Source organism: Butyrivibrio proteoclasticus P6B7 (assembly GCF_000622085.1).
GTDB lineage: Bacteria > Bacillota > Clostridia > Lachnospirales > Lachnospiraceae > Butyrivibrio > Butyrivibrio proteoclasticus_A.
This window is the reverse complement of record NZ_JHWL01000005.1, coordinates 94,845-113,379: the sequence shown is the minus strand read 5'-3', so window position 1 is coordinate 113,379 and position 18,535 is coordinate 94,845. Positions and strand designations below refer to the sequence as shown.

Sequence of the window (18,535 nt, the reverse complement as noted above, 5' to 3'; positions counted from 1 at the left end):
CCAATTGCCATGCACTATAATCTGCCCTGCAAGTAATTATCGTGCAGCATGCGCATTGAAAGAAAGCCTGCGGGGGCAGGGCCAGAGAATGTCCTGTGAACTGTGAATGAAGCGCTGAAGACCTAGTTTTCAATAACGAATAAAAGATAAAAAGTTGCTAAAATAACGGTAAAAAACGCAAAAATGCTGGAAAAATACGATATTATTGTATTATGGGTAAAAGGCGAACTTTGATCTATAAGTTAATGATCTTTTTCATAATCATGGTCGTGTCGGTTCTGTTGCTGGCAGGGCTTAGTACCTATGCCAATCAGAACAAGATTTACAGGGGCGAGTGCGAGCAGAATCTTCAGCATATCGTTGATTATTTCTCTGTGCTTATGCAGGCTGATGGAAAGGAGTTTATTGCTTATCAGGATCTGATGATTGAGCTGGGTGGTGAGATAAATATCCCTGTGGATTTTGATGGAGATTATCATCCTGCCAAGGTGGCCTTTTATGATGCCTTCCATTCTCAATATCCTAATAAAACTCTTGTGACAGAAGTTGATTACATGCAAATGTCCAGAGCTCTTAAGATTCTCTATGTTACCTATAAGCATGAATACTGGCTTCATATCTTTGAGGAGGCCCAGGATTGCTTTGATGTTTCCTACACCTACTACGTGGTTCCTACAGGAGAGCATCTTCACATGTACTACATGATCGATGCAGTCAGAGAACCAAGAGCTTCTGATGGTGATAAATACATTGATCTTATGATTGATGTGGAGCAGGATATGGAGAGCCACGCCCATATGTGGAAGGCCTGGGAGACTGGCGAATACACTCCTGGTTATGATATTACCGACAATGAGTATGGTATTAACTATGCCTATTTCTATCCCCTTATCATAAATGGGCGCAAAATGGGAGTTATAGGCTCTGATATTTCCATCGAGAAATTCAACGGAAAGATTCTGCAGAATACCGTTAAGCAGATGATCTCCATGGGTATATTTATCACTATCGTATGCGGATTATTTACCTGGATAATTGGATCTAAGTATGTTCGAAGGCTTATCAAGCTTAAATCCAGGATGGCTACCTTTTCTGAGACCAGAGATCCGGAGATAGCTAACAGCATTCGCAAAAATATAAAGGGCACTGATGAAATAGCTGAGCTTGCCCATCAGACGGCTGACATGATCAGTGAGCTTGGCGCCTATATGGAGGATCTTCTTGCCAAGAATAAGGCCCTTACTGAGGCCCAGCAAAAGATTAAGGCAGCTAATGAGCTTGCTGTTAAGGATGCCCTTACAGGAATCCGCAATAAGACAGGTTATGATAACGAAGTTATCAAGACTGAGAAGCGCATGAAGGATGAGGGGTTCTATAAGTTTGGAATTGCCATGGTGGACCTTAACTACCTTAAGTTTATAAATGACACCTATGGACACGAAAAGGGTAACCATGCCATTATTAAGATCTGCAACATCGTATGTAACACCTTCTCACATTCTCCTGTATTTAGAGTTGGAGGAGATGAGTTTGTTGTATTTCTTGAAAATGAAGACTATGATAATGCAGAAGAAAGAATAGCAGCCTTTAAGAAGATCCTGGCTGACCTTGCAGAGGATGACACCCTGTCTCCATGGGAGAAGGTATCTGCAGCCATCGGATGGGACAAGTATGATATGCGGATTGATGATAGCGTTGAAACAGTATTTAAGCGCGCTGATGCCCGCATGTATGAGAATAAGCTTGCGATGAAGGCTGCCAGAAAATAGATTGTTGTTGGAGGGTTTTGTAACACTATGATTATTGCTCAGTATTTTTTGGAATTTCTTTTTTACAGCTTTCTAGGCTGGGTCTGGGAATCCATTTATTGTACAGCCAATGAGAAGAAATGGGCTGATAGAGGATTTCTTTTTGGCCCCATCTGTCCTATATATGGATCCTGCGTTGTGGCTACGTCTATTATCTTTAGCCTTATTCCGCAGCTCTCTGACCCTACATTCCCAATCTGGGGAACATTTATTATCTGCTATCTTGGTAGTGCTGTGGCTGAGTTTGGCACCTCCTGGGTTTTGGAAAAGAGATTCCATGCCAGATGGTGGGATTATAGTAACCTTCCCCTTAATATTCAGGGAAGAATCTGCGTGCCTGTAAGTATTGCCTTTGGTGTGGCAGGCGTTCTAGTCGTAAAGTACCTGATTCCATTCGTGGAAAATGTGAGAACCATGTTTAATCCTTACGTTGTTATCTTTGCTTCCATAGTGATGGCAATGATCCTTGGTGCGGACTTTGCACTTACTGAGGCCAGCTTGTCAGCTCTTTTAAAGGATGTTAAGGACATGCATCAGCAGTTTAATGAAAGGGCCCAGGGCAACTACGAGAAGATAGCTTCAACTTCTGAGGCTATAAAGGATGCCTTTGAAGACCTTGGCAGGAACCAAAAGAGAATTCTTAAGAGTCTTGAAAAATTCGTTCCGGATAATAAGCGCTTTACCAAGGAGATAGCAGAAAGCGGAGAGAAGCTATTGAAACGAATCAAAAATCGCTTATAATGGTATGGTTATTACTTGAATCACTCATTGTTATATGAGTGATTCTTTTTTTTTATTGGATGGAGAAAACCCTTTTTGGGGGGTGAGGTGACACATGAAGTGTGAAGTTTGTGGTAATAAAATTAAAAAAGGTCAGGACTTTTGTGAAGTTTGCGGAACTCCTGTTAATACAATTGAAAATGATGTGGAGCTTGAGAAGAAGCTTACTGAAGAATTAAAGAATGAATTAAAGAGTGAATCAAAGAGCAAACATGTAGATAATCTGGAAAAAGAAATAGATCTTTTTGACAAGAAAACATGGAATGGGGTGGCTAAATCATCACAGCGTAAGTTAACAGTTTTACCCAAGGTATTAGCTGTGGTAATTCCCTTGGCAATATGCCTTTTTATGATGCTTGTTGTTCCATATTTTATGGAGAATGCAGGTAGTTCAGAGTTTACAACTAAGTTAGAAGGCGTTGCTATCTATAATACCAACGGAATTATTGTTAATTCCAACGGTGAAAAGAACGAACAATTTAAGAACCATGGAGATCTGCGATTTTACCCAACCTTCGATCATGAGCAGGCTCTGGTCATAGATGGTAAGACCTGCTATCAGGTAAATGGTAATCTTAAGCCTTATAAGATTGGCAAGAATATTGATGGAGCCATCATCGCCAAGAGCAGTGGAGATGTTGTATTTTCCAACACAGACAAAAAGACACTGGACTACTACGATGCAGCCACAGGAGAGATCTATCATATCTCTGATGACTGTCCAAGAATAGATTATGTAGCCATTTCTAACAATGGGCAGTATGTGGTTTTCTATGATAATAGAAAAGACGTCATGATGCTATATGAAAAGAATGGTCATTGCGATGCTTTTGTTGCAGATTATCTTTATTGCATAGCAATCTCGGATGATGCAAGCAGAGCCTACTTTGAAAAGTACGAAGCTCCAAGCTGCACCATTATTTATCTTCATGATGGAAAATATCAGTTTATAGATAAGAATCCAAGCTGGGATTATGTTATTTCAAGTGATTGCAGAGAATTCCTGTCATATGGTTATGAGGATGTTCATTATTTCAAGGAAGGGTATGAGGAAGCTCATATAGTACTCACTGGTGAGTATATTGATGATGTCTATTTTGCATCAGAGCTTGTAGAAAAGGGCCGTGGTAGCTTCGATCATTATTTTATAGATCAGCCTTCCCTTGAACAGTGCATTTTTGAAACTGAAGAAAATGTCTACTATTTCTACGATGGTGATAAGAAGCCTGTAAACCTTGATATTAGCCCTCGAAGAGAAAGAAGATATGCTTTTTTCGAGGACAGGATCATTGCTTTAAACATTTTGGATTACAAGCTATATCAAACTGTGGCTATTGGCGGAGAACTTCAAAAGACTGAGTTTACTGACATAGACTTTAATGTTAAAGAGGTTGAGTGCAACGAGGATATGTCTTCCATATTCATCGGATCCTTTGATGATGAGCTATATCAGCTTGTTGACAGAAAGCCTGTATTTATAACTGAGTATGTGGGTGACTACTACGGCATGGAATATGACAAATATGAGAAGAAGTTCTTTTATGCAAATGCTGGTAATCTCTATTCCATCACAAATGGAGAGGAAACAATAGTCAATGAATTTGACGACTGTGCTAAATTCACATACATTTCCTATGAATTTGGTGATTTCATTGCCTTTGAGGGGAACACTGGCAAGAAATATGTAAGGGTTCTTGGAAATATGCTAAAGGTTAGGAAAAACTAATATAATTACTAGTTTTGAGGAGAAAAGTATGAAAAGAAAAGTTGGATGAATAATTGCCGCTATAGTGGCAATGGTTGCTGTCATAGCTCTTTTGACAGTAAGGGGGATGTATACGCCTGGGTTTACGGCGAGAAAGTTTATGTTGCAAAGGAAGAAGATATTTGAGTAATACTAAGCGAGATGAATATATAGACGCCATAAGGGGCGCCGTGATTATCCTGATGCTTGTGGGACACTCCGGTGCCCCAAAGCTTGTCACAACGCTGATTTATGGCTTTCACATGCCCTTCTTTTTTATATTATCAGGGCTTTTATACAACAGAACAAAGTGGGAGAGTAAGGGATTAAAGAAACTGGTTATCAATAAGTTTAAGGCTTACATAATTCCGTACTTCATTCTTTGCGGAATCAACATAGCTATTGAGATTTTCTACGATTATTTAAATGGCTTTACGATGCTACAGCTCTACAAGAAAGCTAAGGATAGCATCATCTGGGTTCTGTACTCCTATAGCACGAAGGCAAGGATGTCCACCAGCGTTCCACTGTGGTTCCTTCCCTGCATCTTCCTAAGTACGATCCTTACATATCTCTTTTTGAAGGTGAAGAACAGAGTGCTTCGTGGAACTGTAATAGCCATGGGGCTTATGATCAACGTGGCTCTCAAGATATATAAGGCTCCGCCAATCCTTCCATGGCATCTTGGAGTAGCCTTTGTTGGCGCCTTCTTTATGATCGTTGGATATTATGGCAAAAGAGCTATCGATGAAAATGCCACTGAGAATAATATGGCAATGATCCTGATTCTTAGCATTATATTCCTGTTCTGTACAGAACTTACGGGCAAAGTTGATGTTAACGTTAGAAATTATGGAACTCACCCATTCTTGTTCATCGTGGGAAGTACAGCCATGTCCATGGCACTGATCCTATTATTTAAGAATTACCTTCCTAACAGCAAGGTGCTTACCTTCCTTGGCCAGAACACACTGGTGATCATGGGCTTTAATTACACGATCAACGATTACTCAGCCGTTATATGGAAGAGAGTGAAGTTGTACAGTGTTATTCCATATAACTGGATTGTGGTATGTTTGTTGGATATAGTGGCATGTGTGATTATTATTTTTGCTCACAATGCATCTGTAAGATTATTAGATAATTATCGCAGCGCCGCAACACATGAGATATAATACATTTTAGACTGACTAGTTTTGGGGGATAATATGATTTTCGTTAGGGATAAGAAGTTCTATCAGACTCTGGTGGCCTTTGCGCTTCCGATTGCGCTTCAGCAGCTCATTACCGTAGGGGTTAACATGGCGGACAATGTAATGCTGGGGCAGCTTGGAGAATCCTCCATGAGCGGCGCAACTCTTGCCAATAACTTCATTTCAATATTTCAGATAATGTGCATGGGCCTTGGAATGGGAGCCAGCGTCCTTGTCAGCAGATACTTCGGCATGAAGGATAACATCAGTATGAAGAAGGCTGTGAATATTATGTATCGCCTTCTTTTTATTGTGGCAACCTGCTTTGCAGTGGCTACAGCCCTGATTCCGGGTTCCATCATGCGCCTGTATACTCCCAAGGCAGAGGTAATAGGCTTTGGAGTAGGGTACCTTTTGATTTCCATTCCCTGCTATTACTTAAATGGCTTTTCTCTTACCAGCAGCATCATGCTTAGGTGCGTTGGAAAGGCTCACGTTCCGCTGATTTCCAGCATCTGTTCGTTTTTTATAAATATCTTTTGCAACTACGTTTTCATCTTTGGTAAATTTGGAGCTCCCGCCATGGGAGTTAACGGCGCGGCTCTTGGTACGCTTATTGCCAGAATTGTGGAATTCTGTGTTATCATGGGATTTCTTTTGTTTGCAGATAAGAACATAGGCTTTAGAGTTAAGGACTTCGCCCTTCCGGTAAAAGACCTTGTGTCTGAATACATCAAGATATCTATTCCGGTTCTTTTTTCTGACACACTTCTTGGTCTTGGTAACAGCGCTGTTGCTGTAGTCATGGGGCACATAGGAGAGCAGTTTGTGGCGGCCAATTCCATTACAACAGTGGTTATGATGCTTGCCACCGTAGTAATCCAGGGTATCAGCCAGGCCAGCTGTTCAATCACAGGTATCACCCTGGGTGAAGGTGATATTGAAAAGGCTAAGGCCCAGGGCAATACCTTTGCAGCCCTTGGCTTTATTATTGGTGGTGTGGGATGTCTTATAATCCTGGCTCTTTCCAATGTCATTGTTGGTGTTTATAAGATTGAGCCAGAAACGGCAGTTCTTGCCAAGGACCTTATGCATGCTGTGGCAGTTGTTATCTGGTTCCAGGCAGCCAACAGCATTTTGACCAAGGGAACCCTTCGAGGAGGCGGAGATACCAAGTTTCTTATGGTTGCCGACATTATCTTTTTGTGGGTGTTTAGTATTCCTCTTGGAGCAATAACAGGTCTTTTGCTTAAATGGCCAGGCTTCTGGGTATACATTGCCCTTAAGATCGATCAGTTCCTTAAGTGCATACTTTGTGTACAGAGATTAAGAAGTGGAAAGTGGATCAAGAAGATCAACCCCAAGGAATCTTTAGATAAATAGATTTTAGTAAAAAAGACAAATGAATACTAAAATGCATAAAATGTCCGCACTATGCGGACATTTGTCTTTTATTCACAAAGAAATATATAATCCATAAAAAGATTTGTGCAAAATTTTGGCTTGTTTATGGGTCTTAGTTATGTTAAGTTTTGTTTATAGTTTTTATGGCTTTAGTCCGACAAAGTGAATATATATTCATGATATTCATCTTTCTGCAGCAAATATACAGCGTTTATGCATAATATTTGACAAGAAAAACCTATAATAAAGCGATAGGAGAGTAATATGGCACAACTTTGGGGTGGACGCTTCACAGGAAGTATCAATGAACTGGCTTGGAACTTTAATGCATCAATAACCTTTGATAAGAGATTCCTTGAAGTTGACGTTAGAGGAAGTAAGGCTCACGCTAAGATGCTTTCCAAACAGGGCATTATTTCAGAAGAAGAAAGCAACAAAATTTGTGAGGGCCTTGATACAATATTAGAAGATGTAAAGAGTGGCAAATTAGAGATAACCTCCAAGTACGAGGATATCCACAGCTTCCTTGAGGCCAATCTAATCGACAGGATCGGCGATGCAGGTAAGAAGGTTCATACAGGTAGAAGCCGTAACGATCAGGTTGCCCTTGATATGAGACTCTATGCAAGGGATGAAGTTAAGCATATGGAAGCTCTTTTAACCAATACTCTTACAGTGCTTAACCAGATCATGAAGGACAATCTGGACACCTACATGCCAGGCTTTACCCACCTTCAGAAAGCTCAGCCAGTGACTCTTGCTCATCACGTAGGCGCCTATTTTGAAATGTTTAAAAGAGATCTCCTAAGAATGAGAGATATCTACGAGAGGATGAACTACTGTCCGCTTGGAGCAGGGGCCCTTGCAGGCACCACATATCCTTTAGACAGAGAGTATACAGCACAGCTCCTTGATTTTTACGGACCAACTCTTAACAGTATGGATTCAGTATCTGACAGAGACTACCTTATCGAGTTTATGTCAGCTCTTTCTACAGTGATGATGCACCTTTCCAGATTCTCAGAAGAGATCATTATATGGAATAGTAACGAATACAGATTTGTGACAATTGATGATGCCTACTCCACAGGCTCAAGCATAATGCCTCAGAAGAAGAACCCTGATATAGCGGAGCTTGTAAGAGGTAAGACAGGCCGTGTATACGGCGATCTCATGTCACTTCTAACAACAATGAAGGGCATTCCTCTTGCCTACAACAAGGACATGCAGGAGGATAAGGAAGCCTTCTTTGATGCCATCGACAACACAGCTAATTGTTTGACTCTGTTTACTGACATGATGGCAACAGTTAAGTTCAATAAGGACAACATGGAAAAGAGCGCAATGATGGGCTTTACCAATGCTACAGATGCGGCAGACTATCTTGTTAACAAGGGTATGCCCTTTAGAGATGCCCATTCAGTTATCGGAAGACTGGTTCTTTGCTGCATCGATAAGAACTGCGCCATTGATGACCTTACAATAGATGAGCTCAAGGAGTTTTCAGAGCTTTTCGATAATGACATTTACGACGCAATTAGTCTTGAAACCTGCGTCAACAAGCGCCTCACCATCGGAGCCCCAAGTCCCGAGATGATGAGGAAGGTAATAGAGATAAATGAAGCTTTTCTAAAAGAAGATAAATAACCCCAGGAGGAGAAAATATTATGAGTGACAAGTTAAAAGTTGCAGTACTTGGTGGAACAGGAATGGTTGGACAGAGATTCATCTCTATTCTCAATAACCATCCATGGTTTGAGGTAACAACAGTTGCAGCAAGCCCACGTTCTGCTGGCCAGACCTACGAAGAAGCAGTAGGTGGAAGATGGAAGATGGACGGCGAGATCCCAGCTTCTGTTAAGAACCTTGTAGTTAAGGATGTAACTGATGTTAAGGGCGTTTCAGCAGACGTTGATTTTGTTCTTTCTGCTGTTAACATGTCCAAGGATGAGATCAAGCATATCGAGGAAGAGTATGCTAAGACTGAGACTCCTGTTGTTTCTAACAACTCAGCTCACAGATGGACTCCAGACGTTCCTATGATCATTCCTGAGATTAACCCTGACCACATGGATGTTATTGAATTCCAGAAGAAGAGACTTGGCACAACAAACGGCTTTATCGCTGTTAAGCCTAACTGCTCAATCCAGAGCTACACACCAGCTCTTACAGCATGGAAGGAATTCGAGCCATACGAAGTAGTAGCTACAACATACCAGGCTATTTCAGGTGCTGGTAAGAACTTTGAAGAGTGGCCAGAGATGGTGGGCAACGTAATCCCATTCATTTCAGGTGAGGAAGAGAAGTCAGAAAAAGAGCCACTTAGAATCTGGGGTAAGATTGAGAACGGCGTTATCGTTCCAGCAGACGACGTTAAGATCACATGCCAGTGCATCAGAATCCCAGTTCTTTACGGTCATACAGCAGCTGCTTTCGTTAAGTTCAAGAAGAACCCTACTAAGGAGCAGCTCATTGAGAAGCTTGAAAACTTTAAGGGACTTCCACAGGAACTTGGCCTTCCTTCAGCTCCTAAGCAGTTCATTCAGTACATGCAGGAGGACAACAGACCACAGATCACTCTTGATGTTAACTATGAGAACGGCATGGGTGTAAGCATTGGAAGACTTCGTGAGGACACAATCTATGACTGGAAGTTTGTAGGTCTTTCTCACAATACACTTCGTGGTGCTGCAGGCGGCGCTGTTGAGTGTGCAGAGCTTCTTAAGGCTTCAGGATACATTAACAAGAAGTAATTTAAATTTGATAGATTCTAAGGTGCTATGAACGAACAAAGACTAGATGATCTTAGATTTTTAAACAGGTATTATGACAGCAATCTCTCCAATATTCTTGTGGTCTATGGCCACAGGAATATTGAGAAGGATAGGCTGCTTGAGAAATTCATTGAAAATAGAAGAAGTGTTTTTTATACTGCTCGATCGGTTTCACCAAGAGAGCAGCTTTTTCTATGGGGAAAAGAGCTTAAGGAGACAGGAATAGATCTTCCTGAGTATCCTGAGTTTAAAGAGCTCTTTATGGCATGCCTTAAAAGTGCAGGCCGTAACCCAATCATCTTTGTGATAAAGAACTTTGAACACATAATAAAGGGCGACATTAGCTTTTTTACCCAGCTCACAGAACTTATGGATAAGAACGGCAAGAACAGACAGATCCTGGTACTTCTTGTAAGTGACGATATCAACTGGGTTGAGAACAGCATGGTCGCAAGCCTTGGAAATAAGGCAGCCTCCATTGCAGGCTTTAAGAAGATTAAGCCCTTATCCTTCACAGCTCTTAGAGCTTACTATCCAGATATGTCCTATCGTGACGCAGTTATGACCTATTCAGTTCTTGGAGGTCAGACCAGCCTTTGGAGATATTTTGACAGTAATCTTTCCTTTAAGGAGAACATCTGTAAGAACCTTATTGATCCAGGTTCTTACCTTCATGGAGAGGCCATGAGACTGACATCTCAGGATCTTCGCGAAACAGCAGTTTATCACACAATTCTTTCCTGTATGGCACGAGGTATCAACAAGCTTAACGACCTCTATCACGCCACAGGGTTTTCCAGGGCCAAGATCTCAGTTTATCTTAAGACCCTGATTCATCATGATTTTGCTTACAAGGCTTTTTCTTTTGGCAACGCAGGAAGAGAGAATGTGGTGAAGGGAGTCTACAAGATTGCAGATCCACTCCTTGATTTCTACTTCAGATTTATCTATCCAAATCTAAGTGCTCTTTCTCAGATGTCAGTGGAGAAGTTTTATGATATATTTATATCTGCAGGAATGCAAAGCTACACTTCAGAATATTTTAAGGCCGTGTGCCGTGAATATATCTTTAGAAGTGAGATGAAGGGCTCTTTCCCCTTTGAGATAGGTGACGAGGGAGAGTGGCTTGGCAAGGATGGAGATATTGATATTATCGTTCAGTCAGACACAGGAGATACAGCCATTGCCAAGTGTATCTGGGGCAGACAGGTGGCTCACAGTGATCTAAATGCTTTGGAGGACTGCGCAAAGAAAGCAAGACTTGAGGGAGATGTGGTCTATCTTTTTTCAACCGCAGGATTCGACGCATGGCTGGTGGATGCTTCTATGAAGCCAGGTAGCAAGTTGCGGCTGATTGGAATAGATGAATTAACGAATGGCTAACAAACAGGTATATATAGCAGAGAAGCCCAGCGTTGCGCAGGCTTTTGCCTCTGCTCTCAAAATAAATTTTACAAGGAGAGACGGGTATCTTGAGTCCGACACAGCAATCGTGACATGGTGTGTTGGACATCTGGTTACCATGAGCTATCCTGAAGTCTACGATGACAAATATAAAAGGTGGGCCCTGGAGACCTTGCCTTTTATTCCTACTGATTTCAAGTATGAGGTTATCTCAAGCGTTTCCAAACAGTTTAAGATTGTAAAAGAGCTTTTGAACAGGCCCGATGTTGACACGATATATATATGTACCGACTCAGGACGAGAGGGTGAATATATATATCGTCTTGTTGACATGCAGGCAGGTGTTAAGGATAAAAAGAGAAAGCGTGTCTGGATCGACTCTCAGACTGAGGATGAGATCCTAAGAGGTATCAGAGAAGCCAAGGATGACAGCGAATACGACAACCTTGGCGCCGCAGCCTTCTTAAGAGCTAAAGAGGATTACCTTATGGGTATTAATTTCTCAAGAGCTCTTACACTTAAGTATGCTTACTCCATCAAGAATTTCCTTAATGTGGATAAATGCGTTATCTCTGTGGGACGAGTTATGACCTGCGTTCTGGGAATTGTTGTGGATAGAGAAAGGGAGATAAGAGAATTCGTTAAGACTCCTTTCTACCGCATACTTGCAGGGGTTAACCTAAATGGTAAGACCTGTGACGCAGAGTGGAGAGTTGTGGAAGAGTCAAACTTTTTCCAGTCACCTCTTCTTTATTCCGAGAAGGGTTTTAAGGAAAGAGAAGGAGCCATTAAGCTGATCTCTCAGGTGGTTGGAGGAAGCCCCACTGAAGTAGTTAAGAACGAAGAGGGTAATCCTGTAGAATACAAGCTGGATCAGGGCATCAAGTGTCAGGTAATTAAGTGCGAGAAGAAAAAGGAAGTTAAGAATCCTCCTCTTTTATACAACCTGGCAGAGCTTCAGAACGACTGCTCCAGATTCTTTAAGATCAACCCAGATGAGACTCTTGCAGTTGCTCAGGAATTATATGAAAAGAAGCTTACAACTTATCCAAGAACTGACGCAAGAGTAATGTCCAGCGCCATAGCCAAGGTTATAAGCCAGAACATCAAGGGCCTTACAGCCTATGAACCCTGCAGCGTTTATGCCAAGTCAATCCTTCAGCATGAGGCTTATAAAGGAATTGAGAAGACCAGATATGTCAACGACAAGGCCATCACTGACCACTATGCTATCATTCCAACAGGTCAGGGTTTATCTGCTCTTTCAACCCTTAGCCCCACATCAGCTAAGGTTTATGAGATAATCGTAAGAAGATTCCTTGCAGTATTCTACCCAGCTGCCAACTATCAGAAGGTGGCTTTAGAGATTTCTCTTGATAATCTTGAAGCAGAGGCCAAGAAGGAACACTTCTTTGCCAACTTCAAGATCCTTACAGGCAAGGGCTATCTCCACGTTATGGACTACTCTTTCTTTAAGGATAAGAAGAAGGATAAGTCAGAGGGTGATGAGAATTCTTCTGAGGAAGAGGAGACAGTTACTGATGAGGAGCTCTTTGAGTACTTAAAGGGCCTTAAGAAGGGCGATGAGCTTGAAGTTTCAGGTTTTAACTTAAAGGAGGGCGAGACTTCACCTCCAAAGAGATACAATTCAGGTACCATCATCCTTACCATGGAAAATGCTGGTCAGTTCATTGAAGACGAAGAACTAAGAGCTCAGATCAAGGGTTCCGGAATCGGCACCAGTGCCACAAGAGCCGGTATCCTTACTAAGCTTGTTAATATAGGGTATCTTAATCTTAATAAGAAGACCCAGATAATTACTCCAACTCAGATGGGAGAAATGGTCTACGAGACAGTGTCCTGTTCCATGAAGCCTATGCTTAATCCAGCCCTTACAGCCAGCTGGGAGAAGGGCCTTACAGGCGTAGCTGAAGGCCAGATCACAGAGGAAGAGTACATGGGTAAGCTTGATGACTTTGTCAGCAAAAGAACTAACCTGGTTAAGCAAAACGACTACAGAGGGCTGCTGCGGTCCAGATTTGACTATGTAGCTTCTAATTACAAGGAAGCCCCTAAGAAGGCTTCTTCAAAGGGTAAAAGAACTAAAACAAAAGCAGAATAAATAAAGAAAAGGAGATAAAGAAATGGGTGTAAACAGTATTGATGCAGAGGACGATCAGTTTGCGTATCGCTATGATACTCAGCTTTTAATTGACAGAAGAGACAAGGACCTTGATGAGGATGAGATTGCAGATTACATCACAGAGAACTTCGAGGGCAATTCACTTATTGCAGCAGGAGACGAAGATCTTGTTAAGATCCACTTCCATACCAATGAGCCTTGGAAGGTTTTAGAGTATTGCAATACAGTAGGCGAGATCTACGACATCGTTGTTGAGGACATGATAAGACAGGCTAACGGACAGCAGGGGTAATTACATGAAAAGAGGATTAGTACTTGAAGGCGGTGCCATGAGAGGTATGTTTACCTGTGGCGTTTTGGACGTCTTCATGGAAGAAGGGATCTCTTTTGACGGAGCAGTGGGAGTGTCGGCTGGCGCCACCTTTGGCTGCAACATTAAGTCAAGGCAGATAGGAAGAGCCCTTAGATATAACAGAAAGTATTGCGGTGACAAGCGCTATTGCAGCTGGAGCAGCTGGTTTAGGACAGGAGATCTTTACAATGTTTCCTTCTGCTACGACGAGCTTCCTTACAAGCTGGACAGATGGGATATTAAGGCCTTTAAAGAGAACCCTATGGAGTTCTACTGCGTGGCTACTGATGTAGAGACAGGAAAGGCTGTGTACCACAAGTGCACTACAGGTCAGAAGGATGACATCATCTGGATTCAGGCTTCAGCCTCCATGCCAGTGTTCTCAAGACCTGTTAAGATTGAAGGCGGTAAGTACCTGGATGGTGGTATGAGTGACTCTATTCCTCTTAAGTTCATGGAGGATCAGGGATATGACCAGATTCTTGTCATTGAGACTCAGCCTCTGGAATACCGCAAGGAGCCTCAGAAACACATGGGAATTATCGGTCTCTTTTTAAGTAAATATCCTAAGATGATTGAAACTATGAGAAACAGATATCTTATGTATAATGAGGAAAAGGATTATATAAGACAGCAGGAAGAACTGGGTAACGTCCTTGTTATAAGACCTAAGGAGCCACTTCATATCGGAGCCATGGAAAAGAATAAGGACAATCTTCAAAGGGTATATGACCTGGGAAGAGTTGCAGCCAAGGAATTCCTTAAAAAGAAGACCTGGGTCAATGAGTAAGACCTGTTAAGTTAGATGTCTTTTGAAAGATCTAATAAGAAAGAGGAAAGTAGTAATGGAAGAATTTAAGATTTCTAATATGTATGATTTAAACGAGACAATCGCTGCAGACTATATGAAGACCAAGGAGTATCCCTGGGAGCTTCTTGCAGGTATCAAGGACTATATCATAGAGCTTGGTAACTCACTTCCTGCAGATAAGTTTGAAAAAAGAGGCGAGAACGTTTGGGTTGCCAAGAGCGCCAAGGTCTTTGATTCTGCTTACATCGGGGGACCATGTATCATCGATGAGGATGCAGAGATAAGACAGTGTGCCTTCATCAGAGGCAGCGCCATCGTTGGTAAGGGTGCTGTTGTAGGCAATTCCACTGAGCTTAAGAATGTAATTCTTTTTAACAAGGTTCAGGTTCCTCACTACAACTACGTTGGTGATTCTATCCTGGGCTTCAAGGCTCACATGGGCGCTGGCTCCATCACATCCAACGTTAAGAGTGACAAGAAGCTCATCGTTGTAAAGAACGGTGCTGATGACCAGGTAGAGACAGGCCTTAAGAAGATGGGTGCTATGCTTGGCGATAACGTTGAGGTTGGCTGCAATTCAGTTCTTAATCCTGGAACAGTTATTGGAAGATGGTGCAACGTATATCCACTTTCATCTGTTCGCGGATGCATCCCTGCTTACCACATCTTTAAGGACAAGGACCACGTTGTTAAGAAGGTCGAGGACTAATTTCTATTTATGAAGATTGAGAATGATAAGTTTTATAAAAGGCTGTTTGGCCTGGCGTTTCCTATAGCTATCCAGAGCCTTATGCTGGCTTTGGTGGCAGCAGGGGATGCCCTTATGCTGGGGAGAGTTGGACAGGATGAGATGACCAGCGTTTCTCTGGCCACTCAGATCCAGTTTGTCCAGAATATGGTGATATATTCTGTGACTGGAGCCGGGGCCATTCTGGGAGCCCAGTATTTTGGAAAGGGTGATAAAAGAACTTTAGAGAACCTTTTCCATATTATGTTAAGACTCTGTATCGGGGTTTCAATCCTGTTTTTCATTGGTTGTGAGTTCTTTCCTCAGTACCTTATGGCTATTTTTACAGGAAGTGATAAGCTCAATGCCCTTGGCTGCAGCTACCTTAGGATAGCTGGTTATTCCTACCTTCTTACAGGAATATCCCAGTGTTATCTTACTATTATGAAGGTTTCAGACCATGTGCCTGTCAGCGCCTTCATTAGTTCCGGAGCTGTGGTTATTAACATTGTCCTTAATGCTGTTTTTATCTTTGGACTTTTGTTTTGCCCTGCCATGGGAGTTAAGGGAGCTGCCCTTGCCACAACCCTGGCCAGAATTATTGAGCTGGCGTTATGTATTTCTTTTTCCTATAGGAAGGATTACATCAGGCCGGAGCTTAAGACCTTCTTTGATAAGAAGCCTGGACTTATTCAGGATTTCTTTAAGCAGTGTATTCCTCTTCTTGGAGGATCAATGCTCTGGGGCGTTGGATTTACATCCTATACAGCCATTATAGGCCACATGGGAGAGAATGCTGCAGCTGCCAATTCCATCGCATCTGTAGTCAGGGACCTTATCTGCTGCGTATGTAACGGTATCGGAAGTGCCGCCGGGATTATGGTGGGCTATGAGTTTGGAGCCGGCAACCTTGAAAAGGGTAAGGCCTACGGTATCAAGCTTGTGAAGATTTCCTATGTTATAGGCTTTGTTTCTACAGGATTTGTTCTTTTGATCACACCTTTAGTTGTGAGAATGGTGATCTTAACTGATGAAGCAAGATATTATCTTGTTGGAATGATGATCATTATGGCTGTATATATGATAGGAAGGTGCGTCAATACCGTGGCCATCAACGGAGTTCTGGATGGAGGCGGAGATACGGTGTTTGATATGTATTCTCTGGCGGTGTGCATGTGGGTTATTGCCATTCCACTGGCTCTTCTTGGAGCTTTCGTATTCCACTGGCACGTATTTGCTGTATATGCCTGCACCTGTCTTGATGAAGTGGGCAAGATCCCATGGGTTATGGTAAGACTTAAGAAATATAAGTGGGTTCAGGACCTGACCAAGTAGATAATAAAAATTTAAGAATTAAAGCATTAGCCGATACTTGTTGGTATCGGCTTTGTTTTTGGCTTTTTGCTTTAGCAAACACGGGATTTGTTAAAAAAAAAACATTGAATAAATAGAGGATTTGTGTAAAAATAAGTATGGTGTTTTTGGGATATTTCTTTTAGCACCAATTCTATGGCTGCATATAATGGCTAATATGCATAGGCCAGTCTAATTAAGTAGTAAGTAATGAAAGTTACTTTACAATACGAAAGGAGATTTTTCACATGATTTACTCAACAGAGGTAAAAAACATGTGCCCTGTAACACAAGGGGTACACCATGGCGCTGCTCCCATTCCGGAAGAGGCTAAGTGGGTTAAGTCAAAAGAGATAAAGGACATTTCAGGCTATACACATGGTATTGGCTGGTGTGCTCCTCAGCAGGGTTGCTGCAAGCTTTCCCTTAACGTTAAGGATGGTATCATCCAGGAAGCTCTTGTAGAGACAATTGGTTGCTCAGGTATGACTCATTCTGCTGCTATGGCATCTGAGATCCTTCCAGGACTTACAGTTCTTGAGGCTCTTAACACAGACCTTGTTTGTGATGCTATCAACACAGCTATGAGAGAGCTCTTCCTTCAGATCGTTTACGGAAGAACACAGTCTGCATTCTCAGAGGATGGACTTCAGATCGGTGCTGGTCTTGAGGATCTTGGTAAGGGTAACCGTTCAATGGTTGGTACAACTTACGGAACACTTGAGAAGGGACCTCGTTATCTTGAGCTTACAGATGGTTACATCACAGATATCGCTCTTGATGAGAACGACGAGATCATCGGATACAAGTATGTTAACTTTGGTAAGATGATGGACTTCATCAAGGCTGGTGACGACGCTAACACAGCTCTTGAGAAGGCTAAGGGACAGTATGGACGTGTTGCTGATGCAGTTCGTTGCATCGATCCAAGACACGAGTAATAGGTAAGGAGGAATAATAAAAATGGCTTTATTTGAATCATATGAAAGAAGAGAGCCCCAGATCCTGGCTTGCCTTAAGGAGTATGGAATTTCTTCTATCGAAGAGTGTAAAGAGATTACAATGGCAGCTGGCATTGACGTATACAGCCTTATCGAAGGCATTCAGCCAATCTGCTTTGAGAACGCTAAGTGGGCTTACACAGTAGGTGCTGCTATCGCTATTAAGAAGAACTGCAGAAAGGCTGCTGATGCAGCTGCAGCAATCGGTATTGGTCTTCAGGCTTTCTGTATTCCTGGATCAGTTGCTGATCGTCGTAAGGTTGGTCTTGGACATGGTAACCTTGGTAAGATGCTTCTTGAAGAGGATACAGAGTGCTTCGCATTCCTTGCTGGTCACGAGTCATTCGCAGCAGCTGAGGGTGCTATCGGTATCGCAGAGAAGGCTAACAAGGTTCGTCAGAAACCTCTTAGAGTTATCCTTAACGGTCTTGGTAAGGATGCAGCTCAGATCATTTCTCGTATCAACGGTTTCACATATATTGAGACTGAGTACGATTACTACACAGGTGAGGTTAAGGAAGTATTCAGAAAGTGCTACTCTAAGGATGCTAACTCACCACGTGCTAAGGTTAACTGCTACGGTGCTAACGATGTACAGGAAGGCGTTGCAATCATGTGGAAGGAGAACGTTGACGTATCTATCACAGGTAACTCAACTAACCCTACAAGATTCCAGCACCCAGTTGCAGGTACATATAAGAAGGAGCGTACAGAGGCTGGTAAGAAGTACTTCTCAGTTGCTTCAGGCGGCGGTACAGGACGTACACTTCACCCAGATAACATGGCAGCAGGCCCAGCTTCTTATGGTATGACAGATACTATGGGACGTATGCACTCAGATGCTCAGTTCGCAGGTTCATCTTCAGTTCCTGCTCACGTTGAGATGATGGGTCTTATCGGAGCTGGTAACAACCCTATGGTTGGTATGACTGTTTCTACAGCCGTTTCAATCGAAGAGGCTGCAAAGGCTGGTAAGTTCTGATTTTGATCACTTGATGAGGTTTTTTCGAATCTAGTGAGCATAGTCGTTCGATCGAGCGT

15 protein-coding genes are annotated in these 18,535 nt (G+C 42.3%); all 15 read left to right on the top strand.

The window, feature by feature from the left end:
- Nucleotides 1–230 precede the first annotated feature (230 nt).
- The 15 genes from T541_RS20605 to T541_RS0106335 all read left to right on the top strand — a co-directional run bounded on the left by T541_RS20605 (nucleotide 231) and on the right by T541_RS0106335 (nucleotide 18,476).
- Nucleotides 231–1,769 carry a GGDEF domain-containing protein gene (locus tag T541_RS20605; RefSeq protein WP_026651916.1) on the top strand — a complete coding sequence of 513 codons (1,539 nt, stop codon included), beginning with the start codon at nucleotides 231–233 and terminating at the stop codon, nucleotides 1,767–1,769.
- A 27-nt stretch (nucleotides 1,770–1,796) separates the two neighbouring features.
- On the top strand, nucleotides 1,797–2,549 hold the full coding sequence (locus T541_RS0106405; RefSeq protein ID WP_026651915.1) for a putative ABC transporter permease: 753 nt from the start codon (nucleotides 1,797–1,799) through the stop codon (nucleotides 2,547–2,549).
- Nucleotides 2,550–2,643: 94 nt separating this feature from the next.
- A complete protein-coding gene (locus T541_RS0106400; RefSeq protein ID WP_026651914.1) occupies nucleotides 2,644–4,314 on the top strand; it encodes a zinc ribbon domain-containing protein in 1,671 nt (556 codons plus the stop codon).
- 161 nt (nucleotides 4,315–4,475) lie between these two features.
- Nucleotides 4,476–5,507: an acyltransferase family protein gene (locus T541_RS0106390; RefSeq protein WP_026651913.1), complete on the top strand. Its 1,032-nt coding sequence runs from the start codon at nucleotides 4,476–4,478 to the stop codon at nucleotides 5,505–5,507.
- Nucleotides 5,508–5,540: 33 nt separating this feature from the next.
- Complete coding sequence (locus T541_RS0106385) at nucleotides 5,541–6,908, top strand: MATE family efflux transporter (RefSeq protein WP_026651912.1); 1,368 nt, start codon at nucleotides 5,541–5,543, stop codon at nucleotides 6,906–6,908.
- 285 nt (nucleotides 6,909–7,193) lie between these two features.
- Nucleotides 7,194–8,576, top strand: a complete 1,383-nt coding sequence (argH, locus tag T541_RS0106380) for an argininosuccinate lyase (RefSeq protein ID WP_026651911.1) — start codon at nucleotides 7,194–7,196, stop codon at nucleotides 8,574–8,576.
- A gap of 20 nt (nucleotides 8,577–8,596) precedes the next feature.
- Nucleotides 8,597–9,682 carry an aspartate-semialdehyde dehydrogenase gene (asd, locus tag T541_RS0106375; protein WP_026651909.1) on the top strand — a complete coding sequence of 362 codons (1,086 nt, stop codon included), beginning with the start codon at nucleotides 8,597–8,599 and terminating at the stop codon, nucleotides 9,680–9,682.
- A gap of 27 nt (nucleotides 9,683–9,709) precedes the next feature.
- On the top strand, nucleotides 9,710–11,086 hold the full coding sequence (locus T541_RS0106370; RefSeq protein ID WP_026651908.1) for an ATP-binding protein: 1,377 nt from the start codon (nucleotides 9,710–9,712) through the stop codon (nucleotides 11,084–11,086).
- Nucleotides 11,079–13,229, top strand: a complete 2,151-nt coding sequence (locus T541_RS0106365; protein WP_026651907.1) for a DNA topoisomerase — start codon at nucleotides 11,079–11,081, stop codon at nucleotides 13,227–13,229. Before T541_RS0106370 ends, T541_RS0106365 begins: the two co-directional genes overlap by 8 nt.
- A 22-nt stretch (nucleotides 13,230–13,251) precedes the next feature.
- A complete protein-coding gene (locus T541_RS0106360; RefSeq protein ID WP_026651906.1) occupies nucleotides 13,252–13,542 on the top strand; it encodes a hypothetical protein in 291 nt (96 codons plus the stop codon).
- A 4-nt stretch (nucleotides 13,543–13,546) separates the two neighbouring features.
- A complete protein-coding gene (locus T541_RS0106355) occupies nucleotides 13,547–14,392 on the top strand; it encodes a patatin-like phospholipase family protein (RefSeq protein WP_026651905.1) in 846 nt (281 codons plus the stop codon).
- A 55-nt stretch (nucleotides 14,393–14,447) separates the two neighbouring features.
- Nucleotides 14,448–15,122 carry a UDP-N-acetylglucosamine pyrophosphorylase gene (locus T541_RS0106350; RefSeq protein ID WP_026651904.1) on the top strand — a complete coding sequence of 225 codons (675 nt, stop codon included), beginning with the start codon at nucleotides 14,448–14,450 and terminating at the stop codon, nucleotides 15,120–15,122.
- A 9-nt stretch (nucleotides 15,123–15,131) separates the two neighbouring features.
- Complete coding sequence (locus T541_RS0106345; RefSeq protein WP_026651903.1) at nucleotides 15,132–16,475, top strand: MATE family efflux transporter; 1,344 nt, start codon at nucleotides 15,132–15,134, stop codon at nucleotides 16,473–16,475.
- A gap of 266 nt (nucleotides 16,476–16,741) precedes the next feature.
- Entirely contained in the window at nucleotides 16,742–17,434 is a 693-nt protein-coding gene (locus T541_RS0106340) for an iron-sulfur cluster assembly scaffold protein (protein WP_022773289.1), read from the top strand.
- A 22-nt stretch (nucleotides 17,435–17,456) separates the two neighbouring features.
- Complete coding sequence (locus T541_RS0106335) at nucleotides 17,457–18,476, top strand: GGGtGRT protein (RefSeq protein WP_026651902.1); 1,020 nt, start codon at nucleotides 17,457–17,459, stop codon at nucleotides 18,474–18,476.
- The last annotated feature ends 59 nt before the right edge of the window (nucleotides 18,477–18,535 follow it).

Excerpts from the sequence above, each read along its gene's own strand:
- T541_RS0106405 (WP_026651915.1), top strand. The coding sequence starts at position 1,797 with ATGATTATTGCTCAGTATTTTTTGGAATTTCTTTTTTACAGCTTTCTA.
- T541_RS0106400 (WP_026651914.1), top strand. The coding sequence starts at position 2,644 with ATGAAGTGTGAAGTTTGTGGTAATAAAATTAAAAAAGGTCAGGACTTT.
- T541_RS0106385 (WP_026651912.1), top strand. The coding sequence starts at position 5,541 with ATGATTTTCGTTAGGGATAAGAAGTTCTATCAGACTCTGGTGGCCTTT.
- argH (WP_026651911.1), top strand. The coding sequence starts at position 7,194 with ATGGCACAACTTTGGGGTGGACGCTTCACAGGAAGTATCAATGAACTG.
- asd (WP_026651909.1), top strand. The coding sequence starts at position 8,597 with ATGAGTGACAAGTTAAAAGTTGCAGTACTTGGTGGAACAGGAATGGTT.
- T541_RS0106370 (WP_026651908.1), top strand. The coding sequence starts at position 9,710 with ATGAACGAACAAAGACTAGATGATCTTAGATTTTTAAACAGGTATTAT.
- T541_RS0106365 (WP_026651907.1), top strand. The coding sequence starts at position 11,079 with ATGGCTAACAAACAGGTATATATAGCAGAGAAGCCCAGCGTTGCGCAG.
- T541_RS0106360 (WP_026651906.1), top strand. The coding sequence starts at position 13,252 with ATGGGTGTAAACAGTATTGATGCAGAGGACGATCAGTTTGCGTATCGC.
- T541_RS0106355 (WP_026651905.1), top strand. The coding sequence starts at position 13,547 with ATGAAAAGAGGATTAGTACTTGAAGGCGGTGCCATGAGAGGTATGTTT.
- T541_RS0106350 (WP_026651904.1), top strand. The coding sequence starts at position 14,448 with ATGGAAGAATTTAAGATTTCTAATATGTATGATTTAAACGAGACAATC.
- T541_RS0106345 (WP_026651903.1), top strand. The coding sequence starts at position 15,132 with ATGAAGATTGAGAATGATAAGTTTTATAAAAGGCTGTTTGGCCTGGCG.
- T541_RS0106340 (WP_022773289.1), top strand. The coding sequence starts at position 16,742 with ATGATTTACTCAACAGAGGTAAAAAACATGTGCCCTGTAACACAAGGG.
- T541_RS0106335 (WP_026651902.1), top strand. The coding sequence starts at position 17,457 with ATGGCTTTATTTGAATCATATGAAAGAAGAGAGCCCCAGATCCTGGCT.